Origin of the sequence: Arthrobacter sp. B6 (genome assembly GCF_001663775.1) — a bacterium.
Classification (GTDB): domain Bacteria; phylum Actinomycetota; class Actinomycetes; order Actinomycetales; family Micrococcaceae; genus Arthrobacter.
Genome location: NZ_KV467168.1, coordinates 427,612 through 451,691, shown reverse-complemented (window position 1 = coordinate 451,691; position 24,080 = coordinate 427,612). Strand labels below are relative to the sequence as shown.

Genomic DNA, 24,080 nt, shown 5'->3' with positions numbered 1-24,080 from the left:
GCCTGGGTCTTACACGGTGGACAACTGCCTCACGCCCATGACCAGAGACATATTGGCGAATTTACGGTTAGTGCCGGCCAAAATGTGGACTTTGAGTTGACGTGGTTTCCGTCGTACCGGGAGATTCCGCCACCACTTGACTTTGACGTTGCCTTGGCCGAGACGGTGAACTATTGGACCCGTTGGGGTAACCATTGCCGGCAGGACGGTGCATACGCGGCCGAAGTCAAGCGATCCCTGCTGGTGCTGCGCGCTCTGACGCATTATGAGACAGGCGGCATCGTCGCCGCACCGACGACTTCACTGCCTGAAGATTTCGGCGGTACACGCAATTGGGACTACCGCTATTGTTGGCTTCGTGACGCCGCACTGACCCTGGAAGCCATGCTGACCCATGGGTATGAATCGGAGGCGCTAAAGTGGCGCAATTGGCTCTTGCGCGCCCTCGCCGGAGACCCCGAGGATATACAGATCATGTACGGGCTCGCGGGCGAACGCGATTTGGCAGAGAAAGTTCTGAATCATCTGCCCGGGTACCAGGACGCCAGACCGGTACGGATTGGGAACGCTGCGGTCTACCAGTACCAGGCTGACGTTGTAGGCGAGGTCTTGGTCGCCCTTGAAAGGCTGCGCCTCGCCGGCGGCAAAGAAGATCCCTTCTCCTGGGCGCTTCAGCGGGCACTGCTCGGTTACGTGGAAAAGCACTTCGATGACAAGGACTGTGGCTTGTGGGAGATCCGTGGCACCGCCGAATACTTTACGCATTCGAGGGTGATGATGTGGGCCGCATTCGACTGCGGCGTCCGGGCTGTCCGTGACCACGGGCTGCCTGGCCCAGCTGACCGCTGGGACGAACTGCGCCGGCGTCTGCGGGCGGAAATTATGGGCCGCGGCTTCAACCACGGGCTCAAGTCCTTCACCCAAACCTACGGCGGCGATCACACGGACGCGGCCCTTCTGACCCTGCCGCAGGTTGGCTTTCTCGCCTACAGCGATGAGTGCATACTCGGTACGGTGGCGCAGTTGGAAAGAGAGCTACTCACCGAGGAAGGCCTGCTGCTACGCTACCGGACCGAAAGCGGCATCGACGGACTCGAACCAGGTGAGCAACCGTTTCTGGCCTGCTCCTTTTGGCTGGTAGAGCAGTACGCGCGTACTAACCGCAGGGCAGAAGCCGAGGCGCTCATGGACACCCTCGTGGGCTTCACCAATGAACTGGGCTTGCTCAGCGAAGAGTTTGCCCCAAAGGAGCTGCGGATGGCCGGAAACTATCCACAGGCATTTTCCCATTTGGCGCTGGTGCGTGCTGCAGACGCGATGCATGGAGTTGACAGGCTGAGCCTGGCTGCCAAGTCGGCAGCATAAAAGCTCCCGGCAAGAACTGGCGTAAACGTGCGTACAGTGCCGGGGTTCGTGCGACCTGGTCGCTTAGGACAGGGAATCTGCTAAGGACGGCCGGGGACGCTATGAAGCTGTCAGCCAGAATGTTCGCGCGGTCGCCGGGCATCGTGTAGGCCTTCGATAGGTCGCTGAAGGTCAGGCAGCAGAGATCCTCGGCCGCAGCGGCCGTGTGAATGAATTATCGGCGTTAGGGGTCTGAGGCCTCCGTAGATGGAAATAGTCAGCCAAAAGGAATGGCAGAGCGTAATCCGCTGCCTATGCTACAAGTTCGACCGTTGTCAGCTTTCGGGGTGCGATCCCGCCGCGCCCTCTATGAGAGCTACTTGCGCTGGGACCCGAAGCGCCACAAGTGCGGGCGGGAGGCAGAGGGCCGCTGTCTGCTCGGGGTTTCGCACCTGGCCGACGGCGGCCAGAGTGGCGCCCAGCAGGGACGGTACCTGCAGCAAAGGTGGCTGACCTGCGGAAACGCCGGATTTGTCATGGGACGGGAGTTCTCTCAGCTACTTCTACTCGTCCCACTCAAGAGCCCGATAATTGATATTCCGTCAACCAAGCGATAACTACGGCGGGGTGCCAGCTGTCGTATCTAATCGCGCACCCGATTCGGTGATGGTTCTTCCCTTGCGTCTAGCCCTAAGGGCAGACGAGGGAAGACCGGTAAGGAGTGGTTGGGGACGGATGCGGCTCGCGCTTGTTTGCACGATTCGTGCCATATAGAGTGAAGTGTGCAAAGGGCATTAGCTCTGCGAAGTGGGCCTGGCAGTCTTCCGGATGGTATGACGAGCCGGGCCCGCGTCTGTTAATCGACGCAGTCCACGACTTCCTGGACGAGTGGACTCGCTAACCTGATTCAATCTCCACCTTTCTGGTGGCACCAAGCGACTGCGTCACTGACCCACAGCAGGGGTTCCTCGTGGGGCCGACGGTGTCCGTATTCCAGCTTGCCCGTTGCATTGACGGAAGCGAGATACGAAGCGATGACCCGGCGGTCCGCCTTTTCGAGGGATGCGTCGCTTTCCAAGACCAATCGAGCTGCACCAGCGGAAGTGAGGTCCTTGAGGAGATACCGCAGGCACAGGGGACGGGCTACCTTGTCCGGCAGGTTCATAGCAGCATACACGCGAGTTGTAAATCCGGCTTCGATTGCACCTTTCAGGAAGGCCTTCCGTGAAGCATCGCTTTCACTCTTGAAATGGATTCTGCGCTGACCTGCACGGTTCAAGGCAGCGACCGCCTTCCTTGCCACACTGACGTCCGCCGGTGCTATTACGGAAGCGACAACGTAATAGGCCTTGGATTTGGACTCGTCAACGAATACGTGTGCTCGGGCGGGGATCAGCGATGTCACTGTTGAACTCTACCTACCCGGTCCGACTGCCCCGCCCATAGTCCGTCCTCGACGACGGGCCGCCGCCCTGAGACCCCGAAGAAATCAGGATTGTCTTAAGCTGGCCGTGCTCGTCTCCCGCAAAGCGGCCGCGGTGGGGGAGGGTGGTACCCCCAATGAGCTTGGCGCAGGTACTGGTAGACAGTCTCGCGACTGATTCCGTAGTCACGGGCGAGAACGACTTTCGAAACGCCGCTGCCGGCCCGCTTGACCAACTCGGCGGCCCGTTCCGGCGTGAGGGTCTTTTTCCGTCCTTTGTAGGCGCCGCGCTGCTTGGCCAAGGCGATGCCTTCACGCTGGCGTTCCCTGATGAGGGAACGTTCGAATTCGGCAAACGCACCCATGCCCGAGAGCATGAGGTTGGCCATGGGGGAGTCTTCACCGGTGAAGACTAGGCTCTCCTTGACGAACTCCACCCGCACTCCCTTGCGAGTGAGGCCCTGGACGAGGGCGCGCAGGTCATCGAGGTTTCGGGCGAGCCGGTCCATGCTGTGCGCCACCACGGTGTCGCCGTCGCGTGCGAACTGCAACAGCTCGGTCAGTTCTGGCCTGGAAGTGTCCCTGCCTGAGGCCTTGTCCGTGAAGACCCGGTCCAAAACCTGGCCTTCAAGCTGACGTTTCTCGTTCAGATCCAGAGTGCTTACACGCACGTACCCGATCCGCCGTCCAGCCACGTAATGCCTCCAACCCTGAACCCGTCAGGTTGAGTTCTAGACCTGTCTCAGAAAGAAGTCAAGACGAGTACGGAAGTTTGTCAGATTTGGGTGTGCCTAACCGGACAACCTCCCCATCCATGAGCCAGGTACTCCGCGGCTGGTTAGCCAACAGGACCCGTCCGTAAGTGCCAGCAGATATTCCCCGTGCAGAGCAAGGTGCTATCCAGTAGCCGGCGAGGTGGCGAGAACCCCGAACAGCAGATGCGTGCGCCAGTGGGGGAATATCCCACGCCTTGGGCGGCTTCGGACAGGGCACCTGAACCGGCGGTGGTTCGGTGCGCTTGTTGATCCACCTCGCATAACGGACCACGGTGATCGCACACTGGAAATTGAATCCCCCTCAAGCGGACAACTTGTGCTCTAACGTAGGTCTTGCTCAGTGAGGGATCCGGTCGGCCCATCTTTACGACTTAGGCTGTGTGATGCAGCGCCGCCCTCGGGGCCAGCATTCCACATCAGGAGCTTCCATTTTCCGCTGACGGACCGCTCAACAAGCGCGCTACCAGTGTTGTGCAGTTCAGCGTCAGCCGCGAAACTATCAGATACGTTTTGGCAGCGCAGCCCGGCCCAGACGCGAATTGATGCTCCATGGCTGACGATGACGGGAAGTTGCTCGTCTCGACTCGTCACTCGGTCGACAACGTCGTCAAAACGTTCGAAGAATTCACGCCCGTTTTCGGCTCCCGGCATACGAGGGCTAAGGTCGCCTGCCGCCCAACCCCAGGCGATCTTGACGTAGCGGGCCAGAGCTTCTTCTCCCGCGGCCATTTCCATGTCTCCGGCGAGGATCTCGTGCACCCCGTGCTCGACAGCGAGGGTGAGAAATCGTTCATCCGCGAGCGGCTCACCGGTTTGCACCGTACGCACCATTGATGATGCTGTGACGCTGCTGACTGGATAAGTTTTGAGCGCGCCCGGGACCGCCGCGGCCTGTTCGCGACCGAGGTCCGTGAGGCCAGGTCCTGGAATGCGGCTGTCGAGGAGGCCAAGGACGTTGGAGGGAGTCTGGGCGTGTCGGAGAAGTAGAAGTTGCGCTGCAGGCATAGGTCAGTCCTCAGGAGTGTATTGTCCAGTCGCCAGGTCAAGACCAGGCTGCAGGCGAGCGTAAGGATCGTGTGCGTTTGTCTGCGTAGAGGTTGAGTATGAGAAACCGGACGCCTAGGACAAAGGACTAGACGTTCGGCTGGGTCCTAGCCGGACGTCTAGTTGCTCATTCAGCACACGTGGTTCGGCAAGGTTTCACCGCATGGTTCCAGTGCTTGACAGCGCCAAACCCCCTCATTCGTCTTTGTCGGTTCTTTCATGGCCCAGCGTGGTGAGAAGGTCTTCGTGGAGTTCCATCCAGACATCGTGATAGGAGTCAGTCATGGGGGCTGCGAGGGCCTTGCCGTCGCCGTTGCTGAAGGCGTCGAAGGCGCGATCAAACCTGGGTTGGTAGTACGCAAATCTTTTCATGGCCGAGGAAGCGGAGGTGAGAACGGAGGACAACTGTTCATGGACCGTGGTGAGGCGGGGCAACACCATGCCAATATCTCCTGCAGCAACAAGTTGCCAGTCGGTGGTCACGGCCTTGAATTCCTTGTTGGGGGCAAGGAAAGACTCATAGGCAGGCTCAAGCGCCGAAATTTCATCCGCCGTCAGGACATCGGCCCGCAGCTTGGCGTGACGCGCCCTTCCATCTGATGTCAGCAGGTACCCAGTGATTCGACCGGTGCGGTGCTTTACATATCCATCCTCCACGGCTTTTGCCAGGATCTTTTCGACCTCTGCGGTGGTCAGGCCGGTGCTCTCGCTGAGAGGTTGCGCTTCGGTGAATCCTCGTACTTTCAGCGCGTGAAGAATGCTGTATTCGTCGGCTTCGACGTTGATGGACAAGGAACCTCCATTGGTTCGGTCGTGCTTACTGTTGGTGGACACGACATTTGCTATTAGGAGCGGCCCCGGACGAATCTGTTTCAGACGAGAAACGGTAATCCGTCGGGTTTTAATTTTAGGGTCAGCGCGTATGCACCTGGGCTATCTGGGTGCATACGCGCTTGATGCGGGGCAGCGTTCGTGCAGCTGCATTCGTGCCACTATCGGCACAGGGGTTGTCCTGGTGAGCGGGTTAGCCCTGGATCCTGAGGGCCTGGGTTGGGCATCGCCGAACGGCTTGTTCAACAGCGGCGCGTTGGCTTTCCGGGATTTCTCCTTCGATGAGGACATCGAGGTCACCCTCATCATTGATCGTGAAAACGTCCGGTGCGGCGAACTCACATTGCCCGTGGGCCTCGCAGAGGTCCCAGTCCACTTCCACTTTCATCGCTTCTCCATTCCTTACTGATGTAATTGTCATGACTTTTCCACGGCTACCTGAAGGCGCTTGAACGCGTGGAACTGGTTGGTGTGCAGCCGGTCCGGCTCACTGAGGGGGCGGAAGCGAATGCCACGCTTCAGCACCTTCTCCAGGAAGGTTTTCACTTCCGCTCGAGCAAGGTGTGATCCCATGCAGGCGTGGATTCCCCAACCGAATCCCATGTGGTCATTGGGGAAGCGGTTGATCTGCACCTCCTGGGGGTTCTCGAAGACCTCGGGATCCCTGTTTGCCGCCTGGAACCAGAGGACAACTTTGTCGCCCTTCTTGATGGTTTGTCCGCGGAACTCCACGTCCTTGGTGGCTGTTCGACGCATCGCGCGAATGGGCGTGACGTACCGCAGCATCTCTTCGATCGCGGGCCGGATCAGTGCGTGGTCATTCACGAGGGCGTTCCACTGGTCAGGAAATTCGTCGAAAGCGAGAACTGAGCCGGTGATGAGATTGCGTGTGGTCTCATTGCCTGCCCCTACTAGAACAAAGTAGTAGGCGGCAAGGTCTTCCCAGCTGAGGGGCTCATCATCGATTTTCGCCGCAATAAGTTTCGAGACGATGTCGTTGCGGGGCTCTGCCCGGCGCTCTTCGGTCAGTTTGCGGAAGTATTCGAAGAGTTCGTCACGCGCCCGTTCCTTTTCGTCTGGGCCTGTAATGAACTCCGGGTCATCCGAAATCACGCGGTTGGTCCAGTCGAGGAGCAGCCCACAGTCTTCGCCGGGGACACCGAGAACCTGGCCAAGTACCCGGATGGGCAACAGCGCGGCTACGGTATGGACCAGCTCGATCTCTTCCTGACCCTCTATGGAGTCAAGAATTTCGTCCACGGTCTGGTCAATGACGTCTTGCCATTCCGTAATTTTTACGGCCCGCAGGTGGGGTGTGACGATTTTACGGAGCTTACCGTGGCGGGGCGGGTCGGTGTTGTGTACCGTGCTGGTCCCTCCCTCCACTTTCCGGCTGAGGATCTGTGTACCGTCGCCGTTGATGAAGGTGGTCGGATCATTCACGATTTCAAGGATGTCAGCGTATCTGGTGATGGACCAGAATCCTGGCCCATCTTTCTCAGGGTTCCAGTGCATCGGTTCGGACTCCCGAAGTCTGGACAGGAGTGCGTTTTCGGCGCCGTCGATGAACGGGCCGAGATCCATCAGGTCGATATCAGACTCGGGCCTGGTTGCGGTCATGGCGTTCCTTCTTTTCTAGCTTGCGTTTGAGACGTGAGGAAATCCTGCCCCGAAAAGCAAAACAGGGGTGAGAATTTCCGCGGCACGTTCGCTTGTGAGCGCCGGCCAGGCTGCTTCGGCATGGGGATGGAGTGTGTCGAAACCCTCCTCTTTGAACTTTTCCCATAAGCCCACCTTTGAGGCATGGGGGAGGAGGAACTCTCGGGTGTAAACCATGACTCCGTCCCGGATTTTTTCTTCCTTCGACTTCTTAGAGAGGACCTTGTACATCTCCATGGTGCCTTTCTGGCACTGAGCGGAAATGCGCTCCATTTCGTCATTTTCGAGCACCCGGATTTCACTCATGGGGGTGTCGATCTTGTCGCGGGCGAAAATGACGGCCCCTTCCAGGTAGTCGAGGTAGTTCGACGGTTGGGAGAAGGTGGTCTGGATCTCGTTGACGGTTGCCGTGACCTTGTCGGAGGGGAAGATCATAACCTGCGTGACAGCGTAGGGGAGGCCCGCTGCCACTCCTGCCCACGGGTATGCCGTTTCGTTGAGGAAGTGGTCGCGGACGATGGCGAAGCGTCCGTCTGGGAGGGGATACGGTCCGGTGTCCGCCATCCCGGCCCGGCAATCGTAGTGGAGCATGAACCCGAAGAGTTCTGTGCGCGCGTTGAACTTACGGAAGGCGGCAAGGGCTTCCGGATCCTGAAGTGGCCTAACTTGGTCCACCAGCTGCTGGAGCACCTCCGGAGCCAGTGTAGGCACGGTGTACTGGCGGCCAGAGACGAAGCCACTTCCACCATTCCATGTGCCGTGCTGTAGGCGCCGGCCGAACTGGATGATGGTTTCCAGGTCCTCTCGGCGTTCATCTGGCGATTGCTGGCCCAACTCAATGCTGATACCGCGACCAAGGATGGGGCATACAGAGGCAGCCCAGTTGCGGGTGACGTTGACCTTGGTCCCGATTTCTCGGCTCGAGGTCTTGGCCAAATCCAAGAGCCCGTCGACGCCGATTTCTTCGGTGAGCCTCCGGATGAAGCGTGGGTAGTTGTTCCACTGCTGGACGAAAGAAATGGTCTCGTACTCCTGGCGTGGAATAAGCCCTGATTCTCCTTCGGACGCCCGGCCAAGAATAAAGTCAAACAAGTTCCAGCCCGCGTAGTCCAGCCAGCTGTTGATCTCCGGGACCGTCAGCTTGTCACGGCGAACGTTCTCATCCGTGGTGTCCATGAAAGGCACCTCCACGCGGGCGCGCATCTGCTTGTCGCCTTCTATACCCTGAGGGACTTCTCCCAGCCAAGCGGACAGGTACTTTTGGACGTCGATGGTCTCAGACATTTGCCGCACTCCCAGCTGCGTTGACCAGGAAAATCCGACCTTCAGCACCAGCTATATCCAGCCGCACGGTCGTTCCATCGGCGGGAATCGTCTCTCCGCGGGAGGTCGAGACACCTTCAGAGAAGTTCGTGGACATGACGCATGGGATCCCGAATTCGCGGGAAAGTATGCCCAAGTGACTTTCCGGGGCTCCCTGGAGAGTTATAAGTCCTGCTACGCCCGACATCAGGGCAGGAGACATGAAAGTCGTGGTTCCACCACGGGAAATCACCACGGTGGACTCCACATCTGGGCCGTCAATGAAGTCCAGCACCTCTTCGGGAGAGTCAAGGAATCGTATCGTTCCGGTCGCCCCCTTCTCCGAGGTAAAGGCCTTGACTCCTGTGCCGATCATCTTGTCTTGCGACATGCTTTGTGCCTCCATTGGCTGTAGCGAAAGGAACTCTAGATGAGTTTATGTCCTACCATTTATTTGGACCAACTCTTTATGTATGATGTGACGTAACCAACATGCCTGTCAAGGGGGTTCCTGCTCGTGATCGAACTACACGACGACGTTTACATCGATGGCCGCTGGCGGCCGTCCAAATCTGAACGCCGCAGTCCCATTTTCAATCCTGCCACAGGAGAAATCTGGGCAAACGTTCCCGACGGGAACACAGAAGATATAGATAATGCCGTGGCAGCCGCGCGCAGGGCCTTCCCTGGCTGGGCAGCGACGCCCGCTGAAGAGCGCGCTGGCATGCTTCGCCTACTGGCGGATCAGATTGATGCCCGCTCGGATGCTCTAAGTAATTGTATTACCACGGAGAATGGCACACCCATTTCCGAAACACGGTCTGCGCCTGGGTATGGAGCGGCTCATCTGCGTGAGGTGGCCAGCCTTGCGCATCTCCTGACGGAGGAAGACAAGCGTTCGAACCCACTGTCGTCGGGTTCGTCTCTGGTGCGGCGGCACCCTCTGGGAGTTGCGGGGCTTATTACACCCTGGAACTTTCCGCTGGGCCTGATCATCGTCAAACTGGGGCCTGCGTTGCTGGCGGGCTGCACGGTAGTCCTGAAACCTGCTCCGGAGACTCCCATGGCTGCCCGGATGCTGATGGAAGCCATTGAGGCGACGGGCTTTCCGCCCGGAGTTGTGAACATGGTGACAGGTTCCGCGGAGGCAGGATCGGCTCTTGTTGAGCATCCTCGCGTCGACAAGATTTCCTTCACGGGATCCACTGATGTGGGCCGGATGATCGGTGCCTCCTGCGGCCGCTTGCTGCGTCCGGCCACTTTGGAACTGGGAGGCAAATCTCCTGCGATTGTCCTGGACGATGTCGATACGTCAGTTCTGGCTGCGAACATCCTCAAGGTTTCCATGCGCAATACAGGACAGACCTGCAAAGCCTGCACTCGGTTGCTGCTCCCGGCGCACCGCCATGATGAGCTCCTTGAATTGGTGGCTGAAGTGGTTTCAAGTGCTCCGCTCGGTGACCCGTTCGATCCGGCCACCTTCTTTGGGCCCCTCGTCTCTGAGCGTCAGCGCCAGCGGGTCTTGGGCTACATGGAGATCGGTGCAGCTGAAGGTGCCAAGGCGGTTGTAGGCGGGGGCCTGCCCGCAGGACTGCAGCGGGGCTTTTACGTTGAACCCACGGTGTTCCGGGATGTCACCCCAGGCATGCGCATTGCTCAGGAGGAGATCTTCGGTCCCGTCCTGGCGGTGATTCCCTACTCGGACGTGGATGAAGCCGTCGCAATCGCCAACGATTCACCCTTTGGCCTTGCCGCCACAGTCTTCGGTGCCGACATAGACCGTGCCCGCAATGTTGCGGACAGGCTGGACACCGGAAACGTGGGGATCAATCACTACGGTTCAAACGCCGCAGCACCTTTCAGTGGCCACAAGGCGAGCGGGCTTGGCACCGAATTTGGGCCTGAAGGCCTGTCTCAGTACCTCACATACACATCGATTCATTTCCCAAACTGATCCTTCGATGACCGAAGAGACTAGGAAGAGAGACTCATGAAAGCTGCAGTCATGTGGGAAGCGGGCACCCCCTTTGAAGTCAGGGATATCGAGATATCTCAACCCGGCCCCGGGCAGGTATCCGTTGAGCTGCGGGCGTGCGGAATCTGCGCGTCCGACCTGTCGCTGACAACTAAGTTCGGACAGCCCACTCCCGTTGTCTTGGGCCATGAGGGTGCAGGTGTCGTAACCGCCACAGGTGACGGTGTCGACACCATATCCGTCGGCGATCACGTTGTGATTGTCTGGGTTCCCCCTTGCGGCCGGTGTGCTCCCTGTCGCCGCGGTGATGACTACCTGTGCGCCAACCGCCGCTCCTCTGCGGATATGAGGGCGGGCAACGGGCGTGTCTTCTCTCCCTTGAGTGTGGGTGACAAGTTGGTCCATCAAGGAATGGGCACTTCAACGTTTGCGGAACAGACAGTCGTTCCGGCGAATGCAGTGGTACGCATCGATGACGATGTTCCGTTCGAAGTGGCAGCAATGATGGGATGCGCTGTGCCAACCGGTGTTGGTGCCGCCCTGCGGAGCGCAAAGGTCCAGCCTGGAGACGACGTCGTCGTCATCGGCTGTGGCGCCGTCGGACTCAACGCCGTGATGGGCGCGGTCGTGGCCGGAGCGGCCCGCGTGGTGGCTGTCGACCCCATGGCATCCCGGCGCGAGCTTGCGTTGTCATTGCGTGCAACTGCTTCCGCCAGTTTCGAAGAGTTCTCATCTTCGATTTCAGACATGGACATCGTTATCGATGCTGTAGGTGCCCCGGCAACGGTCCTCGCAGCCTGGAAGGCGGTCCGCCGCGGCGGGACTGTCACAGTAGTTGGGGCTGGCCGCCCTGACCAGGTCGTGGAAATCCCGGCATACGAGCTGTTCCACGACGACAAGAAGCTCACTGGCAGCTTCCACGGCGGCATCAGCATGCACCGGGACCTGCCGATGCTCGTGGGACTGTGGCGTAATGGCCGGCTCCCGATCGAACGGCTGATCAGCGGAACAGCGGGACTGGCGGACATCAACGAGGTCGTCACAGCCCAGCAGTCCGGAAGTGTTGTAAGGACGATCCTTACGCCGGGAAACTAAAACTTTTCCGTACCAAGCCGGGATGCACGGCTGCCAGTATTGACGGCCTGCATCCCGGCTTTCTGTTTGCCATTGAGCACATGGCCTCTGGACCCTTCGGTCATTGGTTGGGCATCGGCCAGCTAACCGGGTGCAGCCACGGCCAGGAGTGGCTCCAGGCGGTGCCTGTGGCCGGAGGTTTGGTTCGCAGTAAGAGGGCACTCTGCGTAGTGTTCTGAATGCCGGCTTCCCGGGAAGATGCCGTCCGGTCACTGCCAAACTCCCCTGAAGACGTTTTGCGCACGACAAAGCCGCCAGGACCCGGGAACGGTACTGGCGGCCTGTGTCTGGAAGTTCTTATGTGGAGACCCAGAAGCTGCAAGGATCTGCCTCGGAGCCGGGCGGGTAAACTCCCCCAAGCAGCGTGGACCCGTGCTGGGTCAGTGCGGTCGGCACGTCCTCCCAGGTCAATCGATCCGCGGATGTTGAGGCCGGCAGTGTGCTGGCTATTGCAATTGCCACCCGGCTGGGGCTAAGTCCCTGTGGGGATCGGTTCACCGTCAGTTGGGTTTTTTCACCTTCAATTTCGATCCACGGGTCTGAGATATCGACCCGTAGCGCTCCATGGTATCCCTCGAAGCGAATACTTCCGGCGAACTTCAGGATGCCCAGCCCGGACCGGGAATCAAAGGATGAGGCGCTGTCCAAGCCAAAGGCTATTGATTCCGGTTCGATGCCGCCGGGACCGCTTATCCACCGTTCCGCACCGTCGGGAAGGGAGCGGACATATTCGCGGAAGCGGCTCTTGATGTTCCACCGCAGTTCTCCCTGAAGCTTGGCAGCAGCATCTTCAATCATTGGTGCCCCTAGACCGTTTCCTGCTGGATCAGGGCCAGTTTCCGGCCCAGTTCCTTATAGTGTTCCACCGCTTCAGCCCAGGTGGAACGTTGTTGGATACGGCGGCGGTCCTTCATGATTTTGGCCGGTTCGTTGACAGCAAGGGCTCCAACGACGTGGTCACCGGACCGGTAGAGAACGACGAACTTTTCCTCCTCGTACCCTCCGATCACCACTTCGGGTTCTGCATCGTGTGCTGTGCCGGCGAACTGGATCCGGTGGCCGTACCAGTCGCTCCAGAAGTACGGCACGGTCGAGTAGGCAAGGGCGTCTTCAACGCCTGCGGCGTTTCGCCCGGCGATAGCGCCCTGTTCGTTCGCGCTGGTCCATGTCTCGAGTCGTCCCGTCCGCCCGGTATGGGCGTTGGGCCAGCTGATGGCGTCACCAGCAGCGTAGACATCGTCCAGTGACGTCTTCAGGTACTCGTCGCAGGCGATGCTGCCGTCAGGGTGAAGTTCTATACCGGAATCTTTGAGCCAGGAGGTGGTGGGTACAACGCCGATGGAAACGAGCAGCAGGTCAGTTTTGATTTCGCTGCCGTCACTTAGGACAACAGATGAAACCTTTCCACCCTCACCTTCAGTGCGCAGTTCAGCCAAAGTTACTCCGCAGCGGAGGTCGGTGCCGTTTCTGGGGTGCATCTGGGACAGCACCAGCCCCATTTCCCGGCCTACCGCCCGCTCCAGGGGGTAGTGGGTTGCTTCAATAACGGTTACCTCGCAACCACGTTTGCGGGCCGCCGTCGCGATTTCAGCACCGATAATTCCCGCACCCACAATGGTGATGTTGTGGGTAGCATCCAACGCCCGCCGCAAAGAGTGAGTGTCTTCCAGATTACGGAGAGTCACCACACCGGGGATTTCGGAGTAGCCGGGCAATTCGCGGGGAGCAGCACCGGTAGCGATGACAAGGGAGTCGTACGAGATTGACTCCCCATTGACCACGACGGCCTTTTCGTCGGGCCTCAATGCCGTAACCGGGTTGCCCAGGACCGCCCTGACGTTGAGTTCATGGACGTAGGAGTCAGGATCGCGCAGGTAGGGAATTTCCGCGTCGCCCAGGTACTGCTTGGACAGCGGCGGACGATCATAGGGCAGGTGTTCCTCGGCCCCGATGAGAACTATCTCTCCGGTAAAGCCACTGGCCCGGGCGCCCTCGGCCGCCCTCAGCCCCGCCAAGGAGGCTCCGACAATGACCAGCCGCTTCGACACCACGGGGGCGCTCATGAGATCAGCTTCAGGGCGCTGGTGGGGCAAGAGCGGACAGCTTCTTCGGCCTGGGCCAGATCCTGCTCGTCCACGGTTTCCCGCAGCACGATCAACTGGCCGTCGTCGCCGACTTCGAAGTGGGTAGGAGCCGCCGCCTCGCATAGTCCGAGTCCGACGCATTTGATTCTATCGACAACGATTTTCATGGTATCCCTCCTTGGGATGCGTAACTTTATAGCTAGACCGCGGCGATGTGGACCGGCAGGTGCCGGACGCCGTGGATGAGGTTGCTGACCAGGTATTCCGGTTCACCGGTGACGGTGACCGTGGTCCGCTGAAGCAACTCTCCGAAGATCGCCTTCAGCATTGTGGTGGCGAACCTGTTACCGAGGCAGAAATGCACGCCGCCGCCGCCGAAGGAAACATGCGGATTCGGGTTCCGGGACAAGTCAAACTTCATCGGGTCAGCGAAGCGTTCCTCATCGCGGTTCGCGGAGCAGTAGAAAAGGACTGCTTTGTCTCCCTTCGCCATGTGCTGTCCGCGGAACTCAACATCGCGCGAAACTGTCCGGCCGTGGTGGATCACCGGGCTTGCGTAGCGCAGGAACTCATTGGTCGCCGTCGTGATGCGCCCGTTGAAGTCCTCCATGAGCCAGTCCTTCTGATCCGGGTTGGCGTCCAGTGCCATCATGGTGAGGGTGGTAGTCTGCTTCGTCGTGTCATTCGCGGCGATGGTAATGAGGTAGGCGAAGCCCCCAATGTCATCGTCGGAAAGACTCTGACCGTTCTGTTCTGCCCTTACGAGGTTTGTGATCAGGTCATCGCCGGGATTCTTCCGCCTGTCAGCTGCCAGGCTGCGGCCTAATTCGAAGACGTACTCACGAGCCTCCTTGAAGGCCTTCATCGGGTCCTTCGGATTCCCCAGTTCGGGATCGGCCTTGCCAATGAGCTGGCCGGAGGCCCGCATGAAATTGTCCAACTCGGTGGCTGGAACCCCGATAAGGCGGGCCCCAGTAATGCCAGGGAGTCGCTCAGCGACGGTGGTCACGAAATCAACATCGCCGGCTCCGGCAACATCATCCACTATGGATGTGGCATTTGCATGGATCTGGTCGACGAGCTTACCCACCTGCTTGGGCGTGAATGCCGAACTGACCAGCGACCGGTTCTTCTGGTGAAGTTCCCCGTCCTGGGTATGAAAGAAGCTGGACGTAGATCCATCCCACGGGTAGGGGTCCATATGGAGTCCTTGACCGGAGAGGAACACGTCATTCATCTTGGCGGCCTCAGCGAGGTCATCTGCTTTCGTGATCGCCCAGAATCCTTTTTCTTCATGCTGAGCCGGAATCTCGGTCGGCCGGTTGAAACTGACCGGCGCTTCCTTGCGCAGCTTGGCGAACGTACCCTCCCGCTCGTTGAAGGTCTGCGACCAGAACTTCGCTGAGGAAATGTCCAGGTCGGTGGTGTATTCGTGCTCAGTAAACGCCTTTTTGGCGAGTATGGCCATTTCTGGTTTCCTTATCTCGGTTGTCGGAGTCGAGTTTGTTTACGGGCAACTGCCCTGAGGCCGGATCCTTTAGTAGCCGGGAAGCGGGACGTCCCCCGTTTCCATGCCGGCCTTCAGACCTCCATCGACGTTGATGAGCTGGCCGTTGACGAAACGGGCAGCATCGGAAGCCAGAAAAATGATGACTTCGGCGATGTCGGACGGCTCCGCGAAGCCACCGATCAGCCGCTTGATCCGGTCTACTCGCTCCTCACCCATAACTTCAGTGAAGTGGTTAATGAGGGGCGTGTTCGTCATCCCGGGGCACACCGCGTTAATCCGCAACTTTGCCTGGGCGAAAGCGATCGCGCGGTCCATGGTGTAGTAGCTCGTGGCCTCCTTCGAGAAGTTGTAGGCCTTACCCTCTGGCTTGTTGGTCCGGTACCAATCCAGCCCCTCCGCGAACGATGTGGTAGCCATCAACTTTTCATGAACGTCTTTACGCGTACGCCACATCACGTCGCCGTTGGATGACACGTTAACTACTGAAGCGCCAGTGTTCAGGTTGCCGACCATCGCTTCGGTAAGGTGCCGCAAACCAAGGAAGTTGACGGAGAAGACGAACTCCGGTTCCAGTTTGCCTCCGGGAACGCCAGCGACGTTCAAGAGACCATCCCAGCCTCCGCTGAGCTCGGCCACGACTGAATCAATACTCTCTGGCTGCGACAAGTCGATGGGGATGTGCCGGGCGACCGGCGCGGTCGGTTCGTTACGGTCCAGGCTGACAACTTCGGCCCCTGCCTCAATGAGTTGGACGGCGGTAGCATGTCCCATTCCTGACGCTGCACCGGTGACGATGATTCGCTTACCTTTGAATGTCATGATTAGGACCTCTCGTTGTCTGCTCGGTTGTTCTGCGCTTGGCGCGGCGGCGCTGCCAAGGTTTGGAGTTGGGTATATGCTTCGTAGCCCCAGCGGCCGTTTTCCACCCCGATACCGCTCCATTTGAAGCCGCCGAAGGGAAGATGCGGTCGAATGCCACGGGTGTGGTTGTTCACGGATGCCTGCCCTGAATCAAGGCGGCGGGCCACAGTGAGTGCGTGGTCTATGTCTGTTCCCCATACGGAGCCACCGAGACCGTAGTTGCTGGCATTGGCCCGGGCGATGGCATCGTCTTCGTCTCTGTACGCCATGATGGGCAGGATGGGACCGAATTGCTCTTCGTCAACGATCCTGTCTCCGTCAGTGACGTTTGTGAGGACGGTAGGTTCGAAGAAGTAGCCGTTGCCGTCGATGGGGTTGCCGCCGGCAGCTGGAACGGCTCCGCGGGCCAGGGATTCGTCGGCAAGCTCCTTGATCCATGCCAGCTGGGCTGCCGTGGTGAGCGGTCCCAGCTGCACTCCGTCGCTCATTCCGTCACCTACGCGTGCTGTGCGGGCAACCTCGGCGATGGCTTCCACATAGTCGTTGTACCGCCGTGCGGGGACGTACAGCCTTTTGATGAGCGCGCACATTTGACCGTTGTTTTTGAAGGCTGCCCAAAACAGATCGCCGGCGATGGCCGCTGGGTCCGCGTCCTCGAGCACGATGGCTGCATCGTTGCCGCCGAGTTCCAGGGTGACCCTTTTTAGGTCAGGCGCTGCCGCGGCCGCAACCTTCTTGCCGACCTCAGTCGAGCCGGTGAAACTGATCTTTCTGACCAGGGGGTGGGCGGCAAGCTTGTCGCCGAGGGGGCTGGGCCCGGTCAGAACAGTGAAAACCCCGGGAGGAAACACCGATTTGAGCACGTCGGCGACGGCCAGTGCCGTAAGCGGCGTGTAGGGCGACGGCTTTAGGATGATGGTGTTACCGGCGCGCAGAGCAGGGGCAGCCTTCCAGGCGGCGAGAAGCATAGGCTGGTTCCACGGGACAATTCCTGCGACGACACCGAGCGGTCGGCGGACAACTTCCACGTATCCGTCCCGGGTTTCCTCGTGGAATTCAGGTTCCAGCTCCAAATCCCGGTAGTAGCGGAACCAGTCAGCGGAGCGGTGTACGTCCGCGACAGCTTCCGCAAGAGGCTTCCCCTGTTCCGCGGTGAGTACCTTTCCGATCTGGTCAGCATGCGCATCGAGTGCATCTGCTGCAGCCCCCAGGCGTTCCCTGCGGTATGCCTCGTCCAACTGCCACGTTCTGAAGGCTTTGTCAGCGGCGCGTACTGATGCATCCAGCTGTTCCGGAGAACAGGCCGGGGCTTGGGCGAACACTTCACCGGTTGCGGGGTTGACGACGTCGAAGGTGGCGCCGTTGGTCAGGTCGGGGCCCCTGCTGGTTGTTGTAAGTGATTGCATATCTGCTGCTCTCTCGTCCCGCTCCACCACTGGAGCTCGATTGCGAATTGCCGGAGTAGTGGTTCGGCGCCTAGTCCGCGACCATCGCCGCGACGTCAACGTCTGATGCGGTGTAGCCGTACTTGGTCATCAATCCGGCGAACTTCTGAAGCTTGTCTGTGTGCACCTGGGCATCAAGGTCCTCGATCACAACCGTGTCGGCAGTGGCTTTTTCCATCTTGATGAATGTGGGAAGGACTGCGCGGAGTTCGACTTCATGCTCGGCGGCGTATGTCAGGGTTTCCTTCAGCGCGGCCCGGAACTCTTTGATGACATCGCCGTGGGAGGAAGCCCAGCTGGAGCTCGTGAACACGAGCTGCGTACTCTGGCCCGGCAACGCTGCGCCGTAGGGCGATGTCACGATTCGCAGGCCTGAGTTGACGGCATTTGTCAGGAAGGGCTCGGACAGCCAGATCGCGTCGGCATTGCCGCGTTCGAGCTGTGCCTGGGCATCAGAGAACGGCATCTCGGTGAATTTCACCGCGTTGGGATCACCGCCATCCTTGGCAACGGCTTCCTTGATGGTCAAATCACCGGGACCTTTGATGGTGTTGACCGAGACCGTCTTGTCGGCCAGGTCCTTGGCCGACTGAATGCTTGCATCCTTGGTAACTACACCGTTGCTGTCTGCCCTGCCTTCAGGCGAGTATCCGTAGCCTGCAACGATGCTCATGTCCAGGCCCTTGTCCTGGGCAGTCAAGACAGCCAGGGGATGGCCCAGGGCGATGTCCAAGGAACCGGAGGTGACCGCTGGCAGAAGAGCCGCGCCGCCAGTTCCCTGAGTCAGTTCGAGCTTGAATCCATGCTTTTCGAAGATGCCCTTATCCATGCCGAGCTGAAGAGCACCTGCGGACGCTGCGGGCACGAACCCGACCCGGAGGGTTTGCAGGCCTTCCTGATTCTGGGTAGTCCCTGCTGAACCTGAGACTGACCCGCCTCCGCAAGCGGACAAGGCAGTCAGCAGTAGGGCTGCCAATGCCGCCTTGAGGTAGTTGTTCTTCATTGAACCCTGCTTTCTGTTCTTCACATGAATAGGACCATATCAATGGTCCTTCCATTGATATGGTCCAACTCACATGCCGTTTTGTCAACGTAGGGAGTCTAGGGCGGGCATTTGAGGACCACATGCAGGTAGGCCTCAACGGGGCGATAAAGCTTGTTCGCGTTACAGGTGAAGCGGTGGGGCACCCAGAGCGTTGCGATAGTTGATGATCCGGACGATCACCGGTGCCCCACCGCTAGTGATTCGCGCCGTTGACTACAGGGCGCGCTGCTCGACGCTGTTGTAGTGGCTCAAGGGGCGGATGAGTGAATTGGCCTCAAGTTGTTCCATGATGGGTGCCGTCCAGAAAGCGTGGCCACACTTCTGAAGGCACATCAGCGGTAAGAATCACAGGTTTTCCTCGTCGCGTCAGGAACGAAGGCGAGGACATCGAAGGGGAGCCCGGGCTACCGCATGTGCAGCCCGGGCTCCCGGCATGCCTAAGGTACTTCGAGGACCTCGACCACGCCGGTGTTACCGTCGACGCTCACCTTCATTCCGGTAACCAGACGCTGCATGGCGAACGGCACGGAGACGGAGGCTGGAATTCCAAGTTCCCGCGACACGATCGCCGCGTGCGAAACCGGGGCTCCCGTCTGAGCAATCAGCGCGCCGGCGCTGAGGAAGAGCGCGCCCCATGAGGAGTCGGTGGTGTTGGCCACCAGGATGTCGCCAGGTTCGATTTCCACGTCGTCCTCGATTGATTCGACCACTTTGACGTATCCAGTGTGCGTTCCCGGCGAAACGCCAAGTCCGGTCAGTGTTTCCCCGACGGTCGCTTTGGCGAGTTCTCCCGTTGACTCGGAGACAAAGTCTTCGATGGAAGGGTACTCACTGTCGATGATGAAGGGGGGCGTTCGCCCTTCCAGGTCCAACAGGGTGGCGCGGCGATCTGAGATAGCGGCTTCCCAAGGCGCGGGATTTGCCAGGAAATCATCAATTTCGGAGTCCAGCAGCAACAGGATGTCAGTCCACTTCTCGAACTGCCCGTTGCGGACGAAGCGCTGGCCTAGCTCCCGCATCGTAATGCGGGCCTCATCCACCAGGCGAGTGCAGAGAACCTTCGATCCTTCCCGGCCGGGCAGGGCAATCTGGGCAGCGGCAGCGGCGGCCTGGAAGGGTCCGTGGAGCTCTGTGCCTTCGAGCAACGCAATAACTGTTGCAATCGCAGATGCGCGTTCGTCGATGAATGACGCGGTCCTGGTCTGGGGGGACCCCTCATCTGCTACTTTGCGGGCACCTTCGAGCATGTGCAAAACAATGCTCGGCTCTGTGCCGTATGTGGCTGATCGCAGTTCCCACACGCTTGGACCGATGAAACCCCAATCGAGCATGAAGGCGTCCCACCGGTCAAAGAACTCATCGACGTCAGGTCCGGAGAGGGTCAGAAGCCGGTCGGAAAGCCCGTCCAGCCCCTTGTCGAACTCCGCCGTCAAGGTCGGCGAGGACCGGATAATGCGCGAGAGTGACCACAGCTCGAAGGACTGGCGCGCGGAGTCTACGTCACCAAAGCCTGAGATCACCTTTGATTCGAGATCCGGGCGCCCCGCAGCCCTGCAGCCTGCGGAAATGGTCCCGGAGATAATCGTGGCACCGTAAAGGTTGACCATGTGCGTGGCAAACACGGGGCGCAGTTCCTCAGCAAGCCACCGGGCACGGGCAACGAGGTCTGTGTTGGAGAGCTTCGTCAGGTCCGGGCGTGCGGCGACGAGCTCCTCGATCGCCTGACGATGGCCACGATTCACGGCATCAGCATCGGGCGCAGTAAGGATCTGATTCATCCACGCACCCGTCGCGGCCGAGCGTTCCTCGTCCTCGTCGTCGGGATGTGCTCGGTAGGGGCGGACATCCGGGTGCTCACCAAAGAAGGACTGGTCGATGGCCTCCGGGGTCATACCCGGGGCTCGCACCCCGAGGATGCGCGAAATCGACACACTGATATAGATGTAGCCCCCGAAAGAGGCTACGCAGACACACCGCCCTGGACCCTCTTCACTGAAGTCCTCAGCCGTGAAGGCCCCCATGCGGATAAGGGCGTCGCGGAAGCCCCCTTCATAGTCCACCCGGCCAAAGAGGCTCCACGTGAACGGGCTGGAAGCAACAGTAAAAACCTCGCCCGTGTTGGCGCGGGTGTAGATGGGAAAGCGGGGACTGACGATGTCGTCACTGGGAAAAATTTTCGTCTCGCGCTCAGCAAGGGCGGTATCGTTCAAAACCACTGGATCTCCTTTGACAAACTTCATTGTCCGACTCGGTAAAAAAAGACTACAAGGGTTGGACCATTTACGGAAGGGATATATGGTAATGGTTCTACCGTTAGTCCAAGTTTCTACTAGATGGAGTGCAAGATGATCCTCGCCAACGACGCCGAGTTCCACGAACCGCCCGCAAATGAGCCGCTCTGGGCTGAAACGAACTACTTCGGATTCGAGATCCCCCAAGCCTCGGCACACATCGGTCTCTATTCACTGTTTCGCCCCAACCTCGGTGTGGTCAATTCCACCGTCTTTGCCAACTCCCGGAAGGTGAACGCCGGGTGGGAGATCGATTACTGGGACCATAGGGCCTACCTGCCGATCAAAGACCAGCCGCTGACAAATTTTGCCCTTGACAACGGCCTTAAGGTGATCTGCCGGGAGCCCAACCGTATTTGGGACATTTCGTTCCACAATGACGTGGCCCTTGACGTGGATGTGACCTTCGAAGCACTCATGCCACCCTTTGACATGCACGATCCGGAAATGAATCCCCGGGCCAAGCGTAAGGGAACCGACCTGTCCGCGGCCCCCCTGTGGGCCGGCGGACACTTCGACATGACTGGGAAAGTCACCGGCGAAGTCACCCTCAGAGGCTCACGGTATGACGTCGACTGGCTGTCGACGATGGATCACAGTTGGGGTGTCCGGGGCGAATACCAGCCAGGAACCATGACATGGCTTCAGGCTCATTTCTCCCGCGATCTTGCCGTTCATGCGATGTTCCAGTTTGATCCCACCGTTCCTCAGGATCAACCCCTGGACCTTGAACTCACCCATGGGTTCGTGATGCAAAACGGTAAAGTCTTCGGCCTCAAGAGTGGGACGGGGCGTACTGAACGAAAGGGCTTGTACCAGGTCCAAACCATCCTGGACCTGGTTGACAAGGATGACCGCGAGTGGCACCTGGTGGGGGACAGCATCACGCAGTTCCCCGCCGAATACTGGCCCGGCTCCATGTCCATGATGGTTATGAAGAAATGGAGGATGAATGATGAGACGGGTTACGGCACCAGCACCGACTTTTACGACTACTCCCACTTCGCCGGGTTGTTTCCGAACTAATTCATCGGGGGAGGGCCGTTAGCTCCTGTGTTCGGGGGAAAGACGGCTGCTTCCAACATGCAGCTTCCCATGGGTGATCAGGTCCTGCCTGTTCACCCATGGCCGTTAAGCCGGCTCTGCCCGGTACCAGCGGCATGCAACCATTTTGGGCCTTTTCCGAGTTTCCGGAATCCGACAGGGAGGCAATGGAATCGTAGTAAGACATGGCTGGTTGGTGAGGACGTGACTTCCCAACGACTTGGGCGTCGGAAATGGCGCCCTGTGCAATAAGCGGCGCAAAATGAGGTGCCAACGGAAAACGTGTTGGCTCAGGAGTTTTTAGTTTCCCATCAGCTCGAATGTCACCGTCAGAGACTGCTGGATCGAGCTTTCGGTGGCCCTGCTGCTAAAGACGCCGGCGGAGCCCATGCCGGACGCCCCGACCTGAACACGAGGACGTGCACAGGCTCAGAGCCACGTATGGAGCAGCCGTCGCGCGGTCTTTCTGATCTGCCATTGTTGAGGCTCCTTGGGTCCCGGGCTCGGCCTTTGGCACCGGTGCGGTTTCCGGTCCGGTTCTCCTGCCAGTCGAGTGCGGCCACTGACTTCAGGGAAGTTGCGAGTGGCAAGCTCGGCGAGCGAATGCTCGAGTGGCCGACTTCGTCGCACAGGTATGTCTGTGCTGCCGGTCCGCCTCGGGCACCTAGTGGTGTGTCTCCAAAATATCTAGAGGTCGGCTGTTAATATTGGTGTATGTCGAATCGTGCTCCTGCTTTGGTGGTTTCTGATGCCCAGCGCGTGCTTCTTGAGAGGCTTTCCAGGTCCCAGACGGCGTCGCACCGAGAGGTCCAACGGGCGCAGGTTCTGCTGATGGCTGCGGAGGGGTTGGCGAGCGAGTGGATCGCGGGGGTTGTTGGGGTGAGTCCGGCGACGGTCAGGTCGTGGCGTGCCCGCTTCGCGGAGGATTGTCTCGCTCATCTGGGTGAGGTTCGTCCGGGGCGGGGCCGCAAGCCGGTCATTCCGCAGTCCAAGATCGATGAGATCGTTGATCTGACGCGCAATTCCAGGCCCGAAGGCCAGACGCACTGGTCGGTACGGACGATGGCCGCCAAGGTCGGGGTCTCTCCGGCGCAGGTGCAGCGGATCTGGGCGGCCCGGGGCTTGAAGCCGCACCTGGTCGATACGTTCAAGCACTCCAACGATCCGCGTTTTTAGGAAAAATTCATCGATGTCGTTGGTCTGTATCTGAACCCGCCGGAGAAGGCGATCGTGCTGTGCATGGATGAGAAGTCCTCGATCCAGGCCTTGGACCGCACCCAGCCGTCCCTGCCGATGACGAGGGGCCGGGCGGAGACGATGACGCATGACTACAAACGCAACGGCACGACTACCTTGTTCGCAGCCTTGGACGTGGCCACCGGGAAAGTCATCGGTTCTTGCCTGCCCAAGCACCGGCACGAAGAATTCCTGGTGTTCCTCAAAACCATCAATAAGGAAGTCCCGCAGGGCCTGGATGTCCACCTGATCCTGGACAACTACGCCACCCACAAGCACCCGGACGTGAAGGCCTGGCTGGAGAAAAATCCCCGCTTCCAGCTACATTTCACCCCGACCTCGTCCTCATGGCTGAACCTCGTTGAACGCTGGTTCCGGGAGCTCACAGACAAGGCCCTGCGCCGCGGAGCGTTCCACTCCGTACCGGACCTGATCACCAAAATCGAAGAATATCTCGCCGCCCACTACACCGAACCCAAACCCCTGGTCTGGACCGCGACCGCAGACACAATCCTCAAAAAAGTCGCCCGCGGCCGCGTCGCCCTCGAAACCATCAAACAAAACTGAGACACACCACTAGTAGCCCCGGGGTAGAGGCCGACCTAACCACAAGTCGGCGCCCCTGTCGCGCTCGGAAAAGTGAGTGGTCAGCCGACCGGCTCAGCCTTTCAGGCTAGGCCGTCACGTGCCGGGGCAGGCCGCGGTGGCTGCTGTTACGTCCGAGCAGCATCGCTGCGTCACCGCGCAGCCACGAGACCCTATCTGCGCCCGCTGCGCTCTGCTGCAAGTGACTGCTGAGCGCAGCGGGGGTTTTATAGTTGCTGGGGCGAATCTACTGCGTACTGCCAACCCACCCAGGCTGTGTGGATGAGTGTTTCCACAGCCGCGTCGTCGTCGTCGTAGCTCTTGGGGCTTGTTGCGGGTTCGCCGGCGCTTGGGACGTTGGGATTGATTAGCTGCATGATTTCTCCTCATTCTCTGATGGCGGCACTGCAAGCACCCATCTACGAATTTCTTGAGGCGCTGTCGTTGTGCCGTCGTCCCGCTGGTCGCGGGAGCTCCCCCAACAGATAGAT

The 24,080-nt window shown here is 59.4% G+C and carries 21 protein-coding genes and 1 pseudogene; 5 read left to right on the top strand and 17 right to left on the bottom strand.

Annotated features, from left to right (window positions below; translation table 11 throughout):
- The first annotated feature begins 84 nt into the window (after positions 1–84).
- Positions 85–1,365: a glycoside hydrolase family 15 protein gene (locus AU175_RS01900; RefSeq protein ID WP_331711948.1), complete on the top strand. Its 1,281-nt coding sequence runs from the start codon at positions 85–87 to the stop codon at positions 1,363–1,365.
- An 886-nt stretch (positions 1,366–2,251) separates the two neighbouring features.
- On the opposite strand, the gene AU175_RS01890 is transcribed toward AU175_RS01900, so the two are convergent.
- The 8 genes from AU175_RS01890 to AU175_RS01855 form a co-directional block, all read right to left on the bottom strand.
- Entirely contained in the window at positions 2,252–2,749 is a 498-nt protein-coding gene (locus AU175_RS01890) for a hypothetical protein (RefSeq protein ID WP_082978960.1), read from the bottom strand.
- A 95-nt stretch (positions 2,750–2,844) separates the two neighbouring features.
- Positions 2,845–3,462 carry a recombinase family protein gene (locus tag AU175_RS01885; RefSeq protein ID WP_231938427.1) on the bottom strand — a complete coding sequence of 206 codons (618 nt, stop codon included), beginning with the start codon at positions 3,460–3,462 and terminating at the stop codon, positions 2,845–2,847.
- A 402-nt stretch (positions 3,463–3,864) separates the two neighbouring features.
- Positions 3,865–4,548, bottom strand: coding sequence for a histidine phosphatase family protein (locus AU175_RS21090; protein WP_082978959.1), 684 nt, complete (start codon positions 4,546–4,548; stop codon positions 3,865–3,867).
- Between the two features lie 234 nt (positions 4,549–4,782).
- Positions 4,783–5,379: a hypothetical protein gene (locus AU175_RS01875; protein WP_066285381.1), complete on the bottom strand. Its 597-nt coding sequence runs from the start codon at positions 5,377–5,379 to the stop codon at positions 4,783–4,785.
- A 232-nt stretch (positions 5,380–5,611) separates the two neighbouring features.
- Entirely contained in the window at positions 5,612–5,839 is a 228-nt protein-coding gene (locus AU175_RS01870) for a ferredoxin (protein ID WP_231938426.1), read from the bottom strand.
- Positions 5,836–7,038, bottom strand: a complete 1,203-nt coding sequence (locus AU175_RS01865; protein ID WP_066285377.1) for a cytochrome P450 — start codon at positions 7,036–7,038, stop codon at positions 5,836–5,838. Before AU175_RS01865 ends, AU175_RS01870 begins: the two co-directional genes overlap by 4 nt.
- A 15-nt stretch (positions 7,039–7,053) precedes the next feature.
- The gene (locus tag AU175_RS01860) at positions 7,054–8,361 is read right to left on the bottom strand and encodes a hypothetical protein (protein ID WP_066285375.1); all 1,308 of its coding nucleotides are present in this window, start codon (positions 8,359–8,361) and stop codon (positions 7,054–7,056) included.
- Positions 8,354–8,770, bottom strand: coding sequence for a PEP-utilizing enzyme (locus tag AU175_RS01855; protein ID WP_197497009.1), 417 nt, complete (start codon positions 8,768–8,770; stop codon positions 8,354–8,356). Before AU175_RS01855 ends, AU175_RS01860 begins: the two co-directional genes overlap by 8 nt.
- A gap of 126 nt (positions 8,771–8,896) precedes the next feature.
- Between AU175_RS01855 and AU175_RS01850 the strand changes: the two genes are divergently transcribed.
- Positions 8,897–10,333 carry an aldehyde dehydrogenase gene (locus AU175_RS01850; RefSeq protein ID WP_197497008.1) on the top strand — a complete coding sequence of 479 codons (1,437 nt, stop codon included), beginning with the start codon at positions 8,897–8,899 and terminating at the stop codon, positions 10,331–10,333.
- A 36-nt stretch (positions 10,334–10,369) separates the two neighbouring features.
- Entirely contained in the window at positions 10,370–11,449 is a 1,080-nt protein-coding gene (locus AU175_RS22680) for an alcohol dehydrogenase catalytic domain-containing protein (RefSeq protein WP_066285368.1), read from the top strand.
- Between the two features lie 336 nt (positions 11,450–11,785).
- Here AU175_RS22680 and AU175_RS01840 read toward each other — a convergent pair whose 3' ends face one another.
- The 8 genes from AU175_RS01840 to AU175_RS01805 form a co-directional block, all read right to left on the bottom strand.
- Complete coding sequence (locus tag AU175_RS01840; RefSeq protein WP_066285366.1) at positions 11,786–12,286, bottom strand: HtaA domain-containing protein; 501 nt, start codon at positions 12,284–12,286, stop codon at positions 11,786–11,788.
- 8 nt (positions 12,287–12,294) lie between these two features.
- The gene (locus tag AU175_RS01835; protein ID WP_066285365.1) at positions 12,295–13,551 is read right to left on the bottom strand and encodes an NAD(P)/FAD-dependent oxidoreductase; all 1,257 of its coding nucleotides are present in this window, start codon (positions 13,549–13,551) and stop codon (positions 12,295–12,297) included.
- Positions 13,548–13,739, bottom strand: a complete 192-nt coding sequence (locus AU175_RS01830) for a ferredoxin (protein WP_066285363.1) — start codon at positions 13,737–13,739, stop codon at positions 13,548–13,550. The genes AU175_RS01835 and AU175_RS01830 overlap by 4 nt, the downstream gene beginning before the upstream one ends.
- A 32-nt stretch (positions 13,740–13,771) precedes the next feature.
- Positions 13,772–15,040 carry a cytochrome P450 gene (locus AU175_RS01825; RefSeq protein ID WP_066285360.1) on the bottom strand — a complete coding sequence of 423 codons (1,269 nt, stop codon included), beginning with the start codon at positions 15,038–15,040 and terminating at the stop codon, positions 13,772–13,774.
- Between the two features lie 69 nt (positions 15,041–15,109).
- Positions 15,110–15,901 carry a coniferyl-alcohol dehydrogenase gene (locus AU175_RS01820; protein ID WP_066285358.1) on the bottom strand — a complete coding sequence of 264 codons (792 nt, stop codon included), beginning with the start codon at positions 15,899–15,901 and terminating at the stop codon, positions 15,110–15,112.
- A 2-nt stretch (positions 15,902–15,903) separates the two neighbouring features.
- Positions 15,904–17,349 (bottom strand): aldehyde dehydrogenase family protein, encoded by a 1,446-nt coding sequence (locus AU175_RS01815; RefSeq protein WP_066285356.1) that lies wholly within the window; start codon positions 17,347–17,349, stop codon positions 15,904–15,906.
- 70 nt (positions 17,350–17,419) lie between these two features.
- Positions 17,420–18,391 carry an ABC transporter substrate-binding protein gene (locus AU175_RS01810; protein WP_066285352.1) on the bottom strand — a complete coding sequence of 324 codons (972 nt, stop codon included), beginning with the start codon at positions 18,389–18,391 and terminating at the stop codon, positions 17,420–17,422.
- Positions 18,392–18,870: 479 nt separating this feature from the next.
- Positions 18,871–20,649: a PEP-utilizing enzyme gene (locus tag AU175_RS01805; RefSeq protein WP_066285350.1), complete on the bottom strand. Its 1,779-nt coding sequence runs from the start codon at positions 20,647–20,649 to the stop codon at positions 18,871–18,873.
- Positions 20,650–20,778: 129 nt separating this feature from the next.
- Here AU175_RS01805 and AU175_RS01800 point away from each other — a divergent pair, with 129 nt between their 5' ends.
- On the top strand, positions 20,779–21,750 hold the full coding sequence (locus AU175_RS01800; protein ID WP_066285347.1) for a DUF7065 domain-containing protein: 972 nt from the start codon (positions 20,779–20,781) through the stop codon (positions 21,748–21,750).
- Between the two features lie 732 nt (positions 21,751–22,482).
- Positions 22,483–23,571 (top strand): annotated as a pseudogene (locus AU175_RS01795) (IS630 family transposase).
- A gap of 245 nt (positions 23,572–23,816) precedes the next feature.
- Here AU175_RS01795 and AU175_RS21590 read toward each other — a convergent pair.
- On the bottom strand, positions 23,817–23,966 hold the full coding sequence (locus tag AU175_RS21590) for a hypothetical protein (protein ID WP_156642119.1): 150 nt from the start codon (positions 23,964–23,966) through the stop codon (positions 23,817–23,819).
- Positions 23,967–24,080: the final 114 nt, after the last annotated feature.

Excerpts from the sequence above, each read along its gene's own strand:
- AU175_RS21090 (WP_082978959.1), bottom strand. The coding sequence starts at position 4,548 with ATGCCTGCAGCGCAACTTCTACTTCTCCGACACGCCCAGACTCCCTCC.
- AU175_RS01870 (WP_231938426.1), bottom strand. The coding sequence starts at position 5,839 with ATGACAATTACATCAGTAAGGAATGGAGAAGCGATGAAAGTGGAAGTG.
- AU175_RS01865 (WP_066285377.1), bottom strand. The coding sequence starts at position 7,038 with ATGACCGCAACCAGGCCCGAGTCTGATATCGACCTGATGGATCTCGGC.
- AU175_RS01860 (WP_066285375.1), bottom strand. The coding sequence starts at position 8,361 with ATGTCTGAGACCATCGACGTCCAAAAGTACCTGTCCGCTTGGCTGGGA.
- AU175_RS01855 (WP_197497009.1), bottom strand. The coding sequence starts at position 8,770 with ATGTCGCAAGACAAGATGATCGGCACAGGAGTCAAGGCCTTTACCTCG.
- AU175_RS22680 (WP_066285368.1), top strand. The coding sequence starts at position 10,370 with ATGAAAGCTGCAGTCATGTGGGAAGCGGGCACCCCCTTTGAAGTCAGG.
- AU175_RS01840 (WP_066285366.1), bottom strand. The coding sequence starts at position 12,286 with ATGATTGAAGATGCTGCTGCCAAGCTTCAGGGAGAACTGCGGTGGAAC.
- AU175_RS01835 (WP_066285365.1), bottom strand. The coding sequence starts at position 13,551 with ATGAGCGCCCCCGTGGTGTCGAAGCGGCTGGTCATTGTCGGAGCCTCC.
- AU175_RS01830 (WP_066285363.1), bottom strand. The coding sequence starts at position 13,739 with ATGAAAATCGTTGTCGATAGAATCAAATGCGTCGGACTCGGACTATGC.
- AU175_RS01825 (WP_066285360.1), bottom strand. The coding sequence starts at position 15,040 with ATGGCCATACTCGCCAAAAAGGCGTTTACTGAGCACGAATACACCACC.
- AU175_RS01820 (WP_066285358.1), bottom strand. The coding sequence starts at position 15,901 with ATGACATTCAAAGGTAAGCGAATCATCGTCACCGGTGCAGCGTCAGGA.
- AU175_RS01815 (WP_066285356.1), bottom strand. The coding sequence starts at position 17,349 with ATGCAATCACTTACAACAACCAGCAGGGGCCCCGACCTGACCAACGGC.
- AU175_RS01810 (WP_066285352.1), bottom strand. The coding sequence starts at position 18,391 with ATGAAGAACAACTACCTCAAGGCGGCATTGGCAGCCCTACTGCTGACT.
- AU175_RS01800 (WP_066285347.1), top strand. The coding sequence starts at position 20,779 with ATGATCCTCGCCAACGACGCCGAGTTCCACGAACCGCCCGCAAATGAG.
- AU175_RS21590 (WP_156642119.1), bottom strand. The coding sequence starts at position 23,966 with ATGCAGCTAATCAATCCCAACGTCCCAAGCGCCGGCGAACCCGCAACA.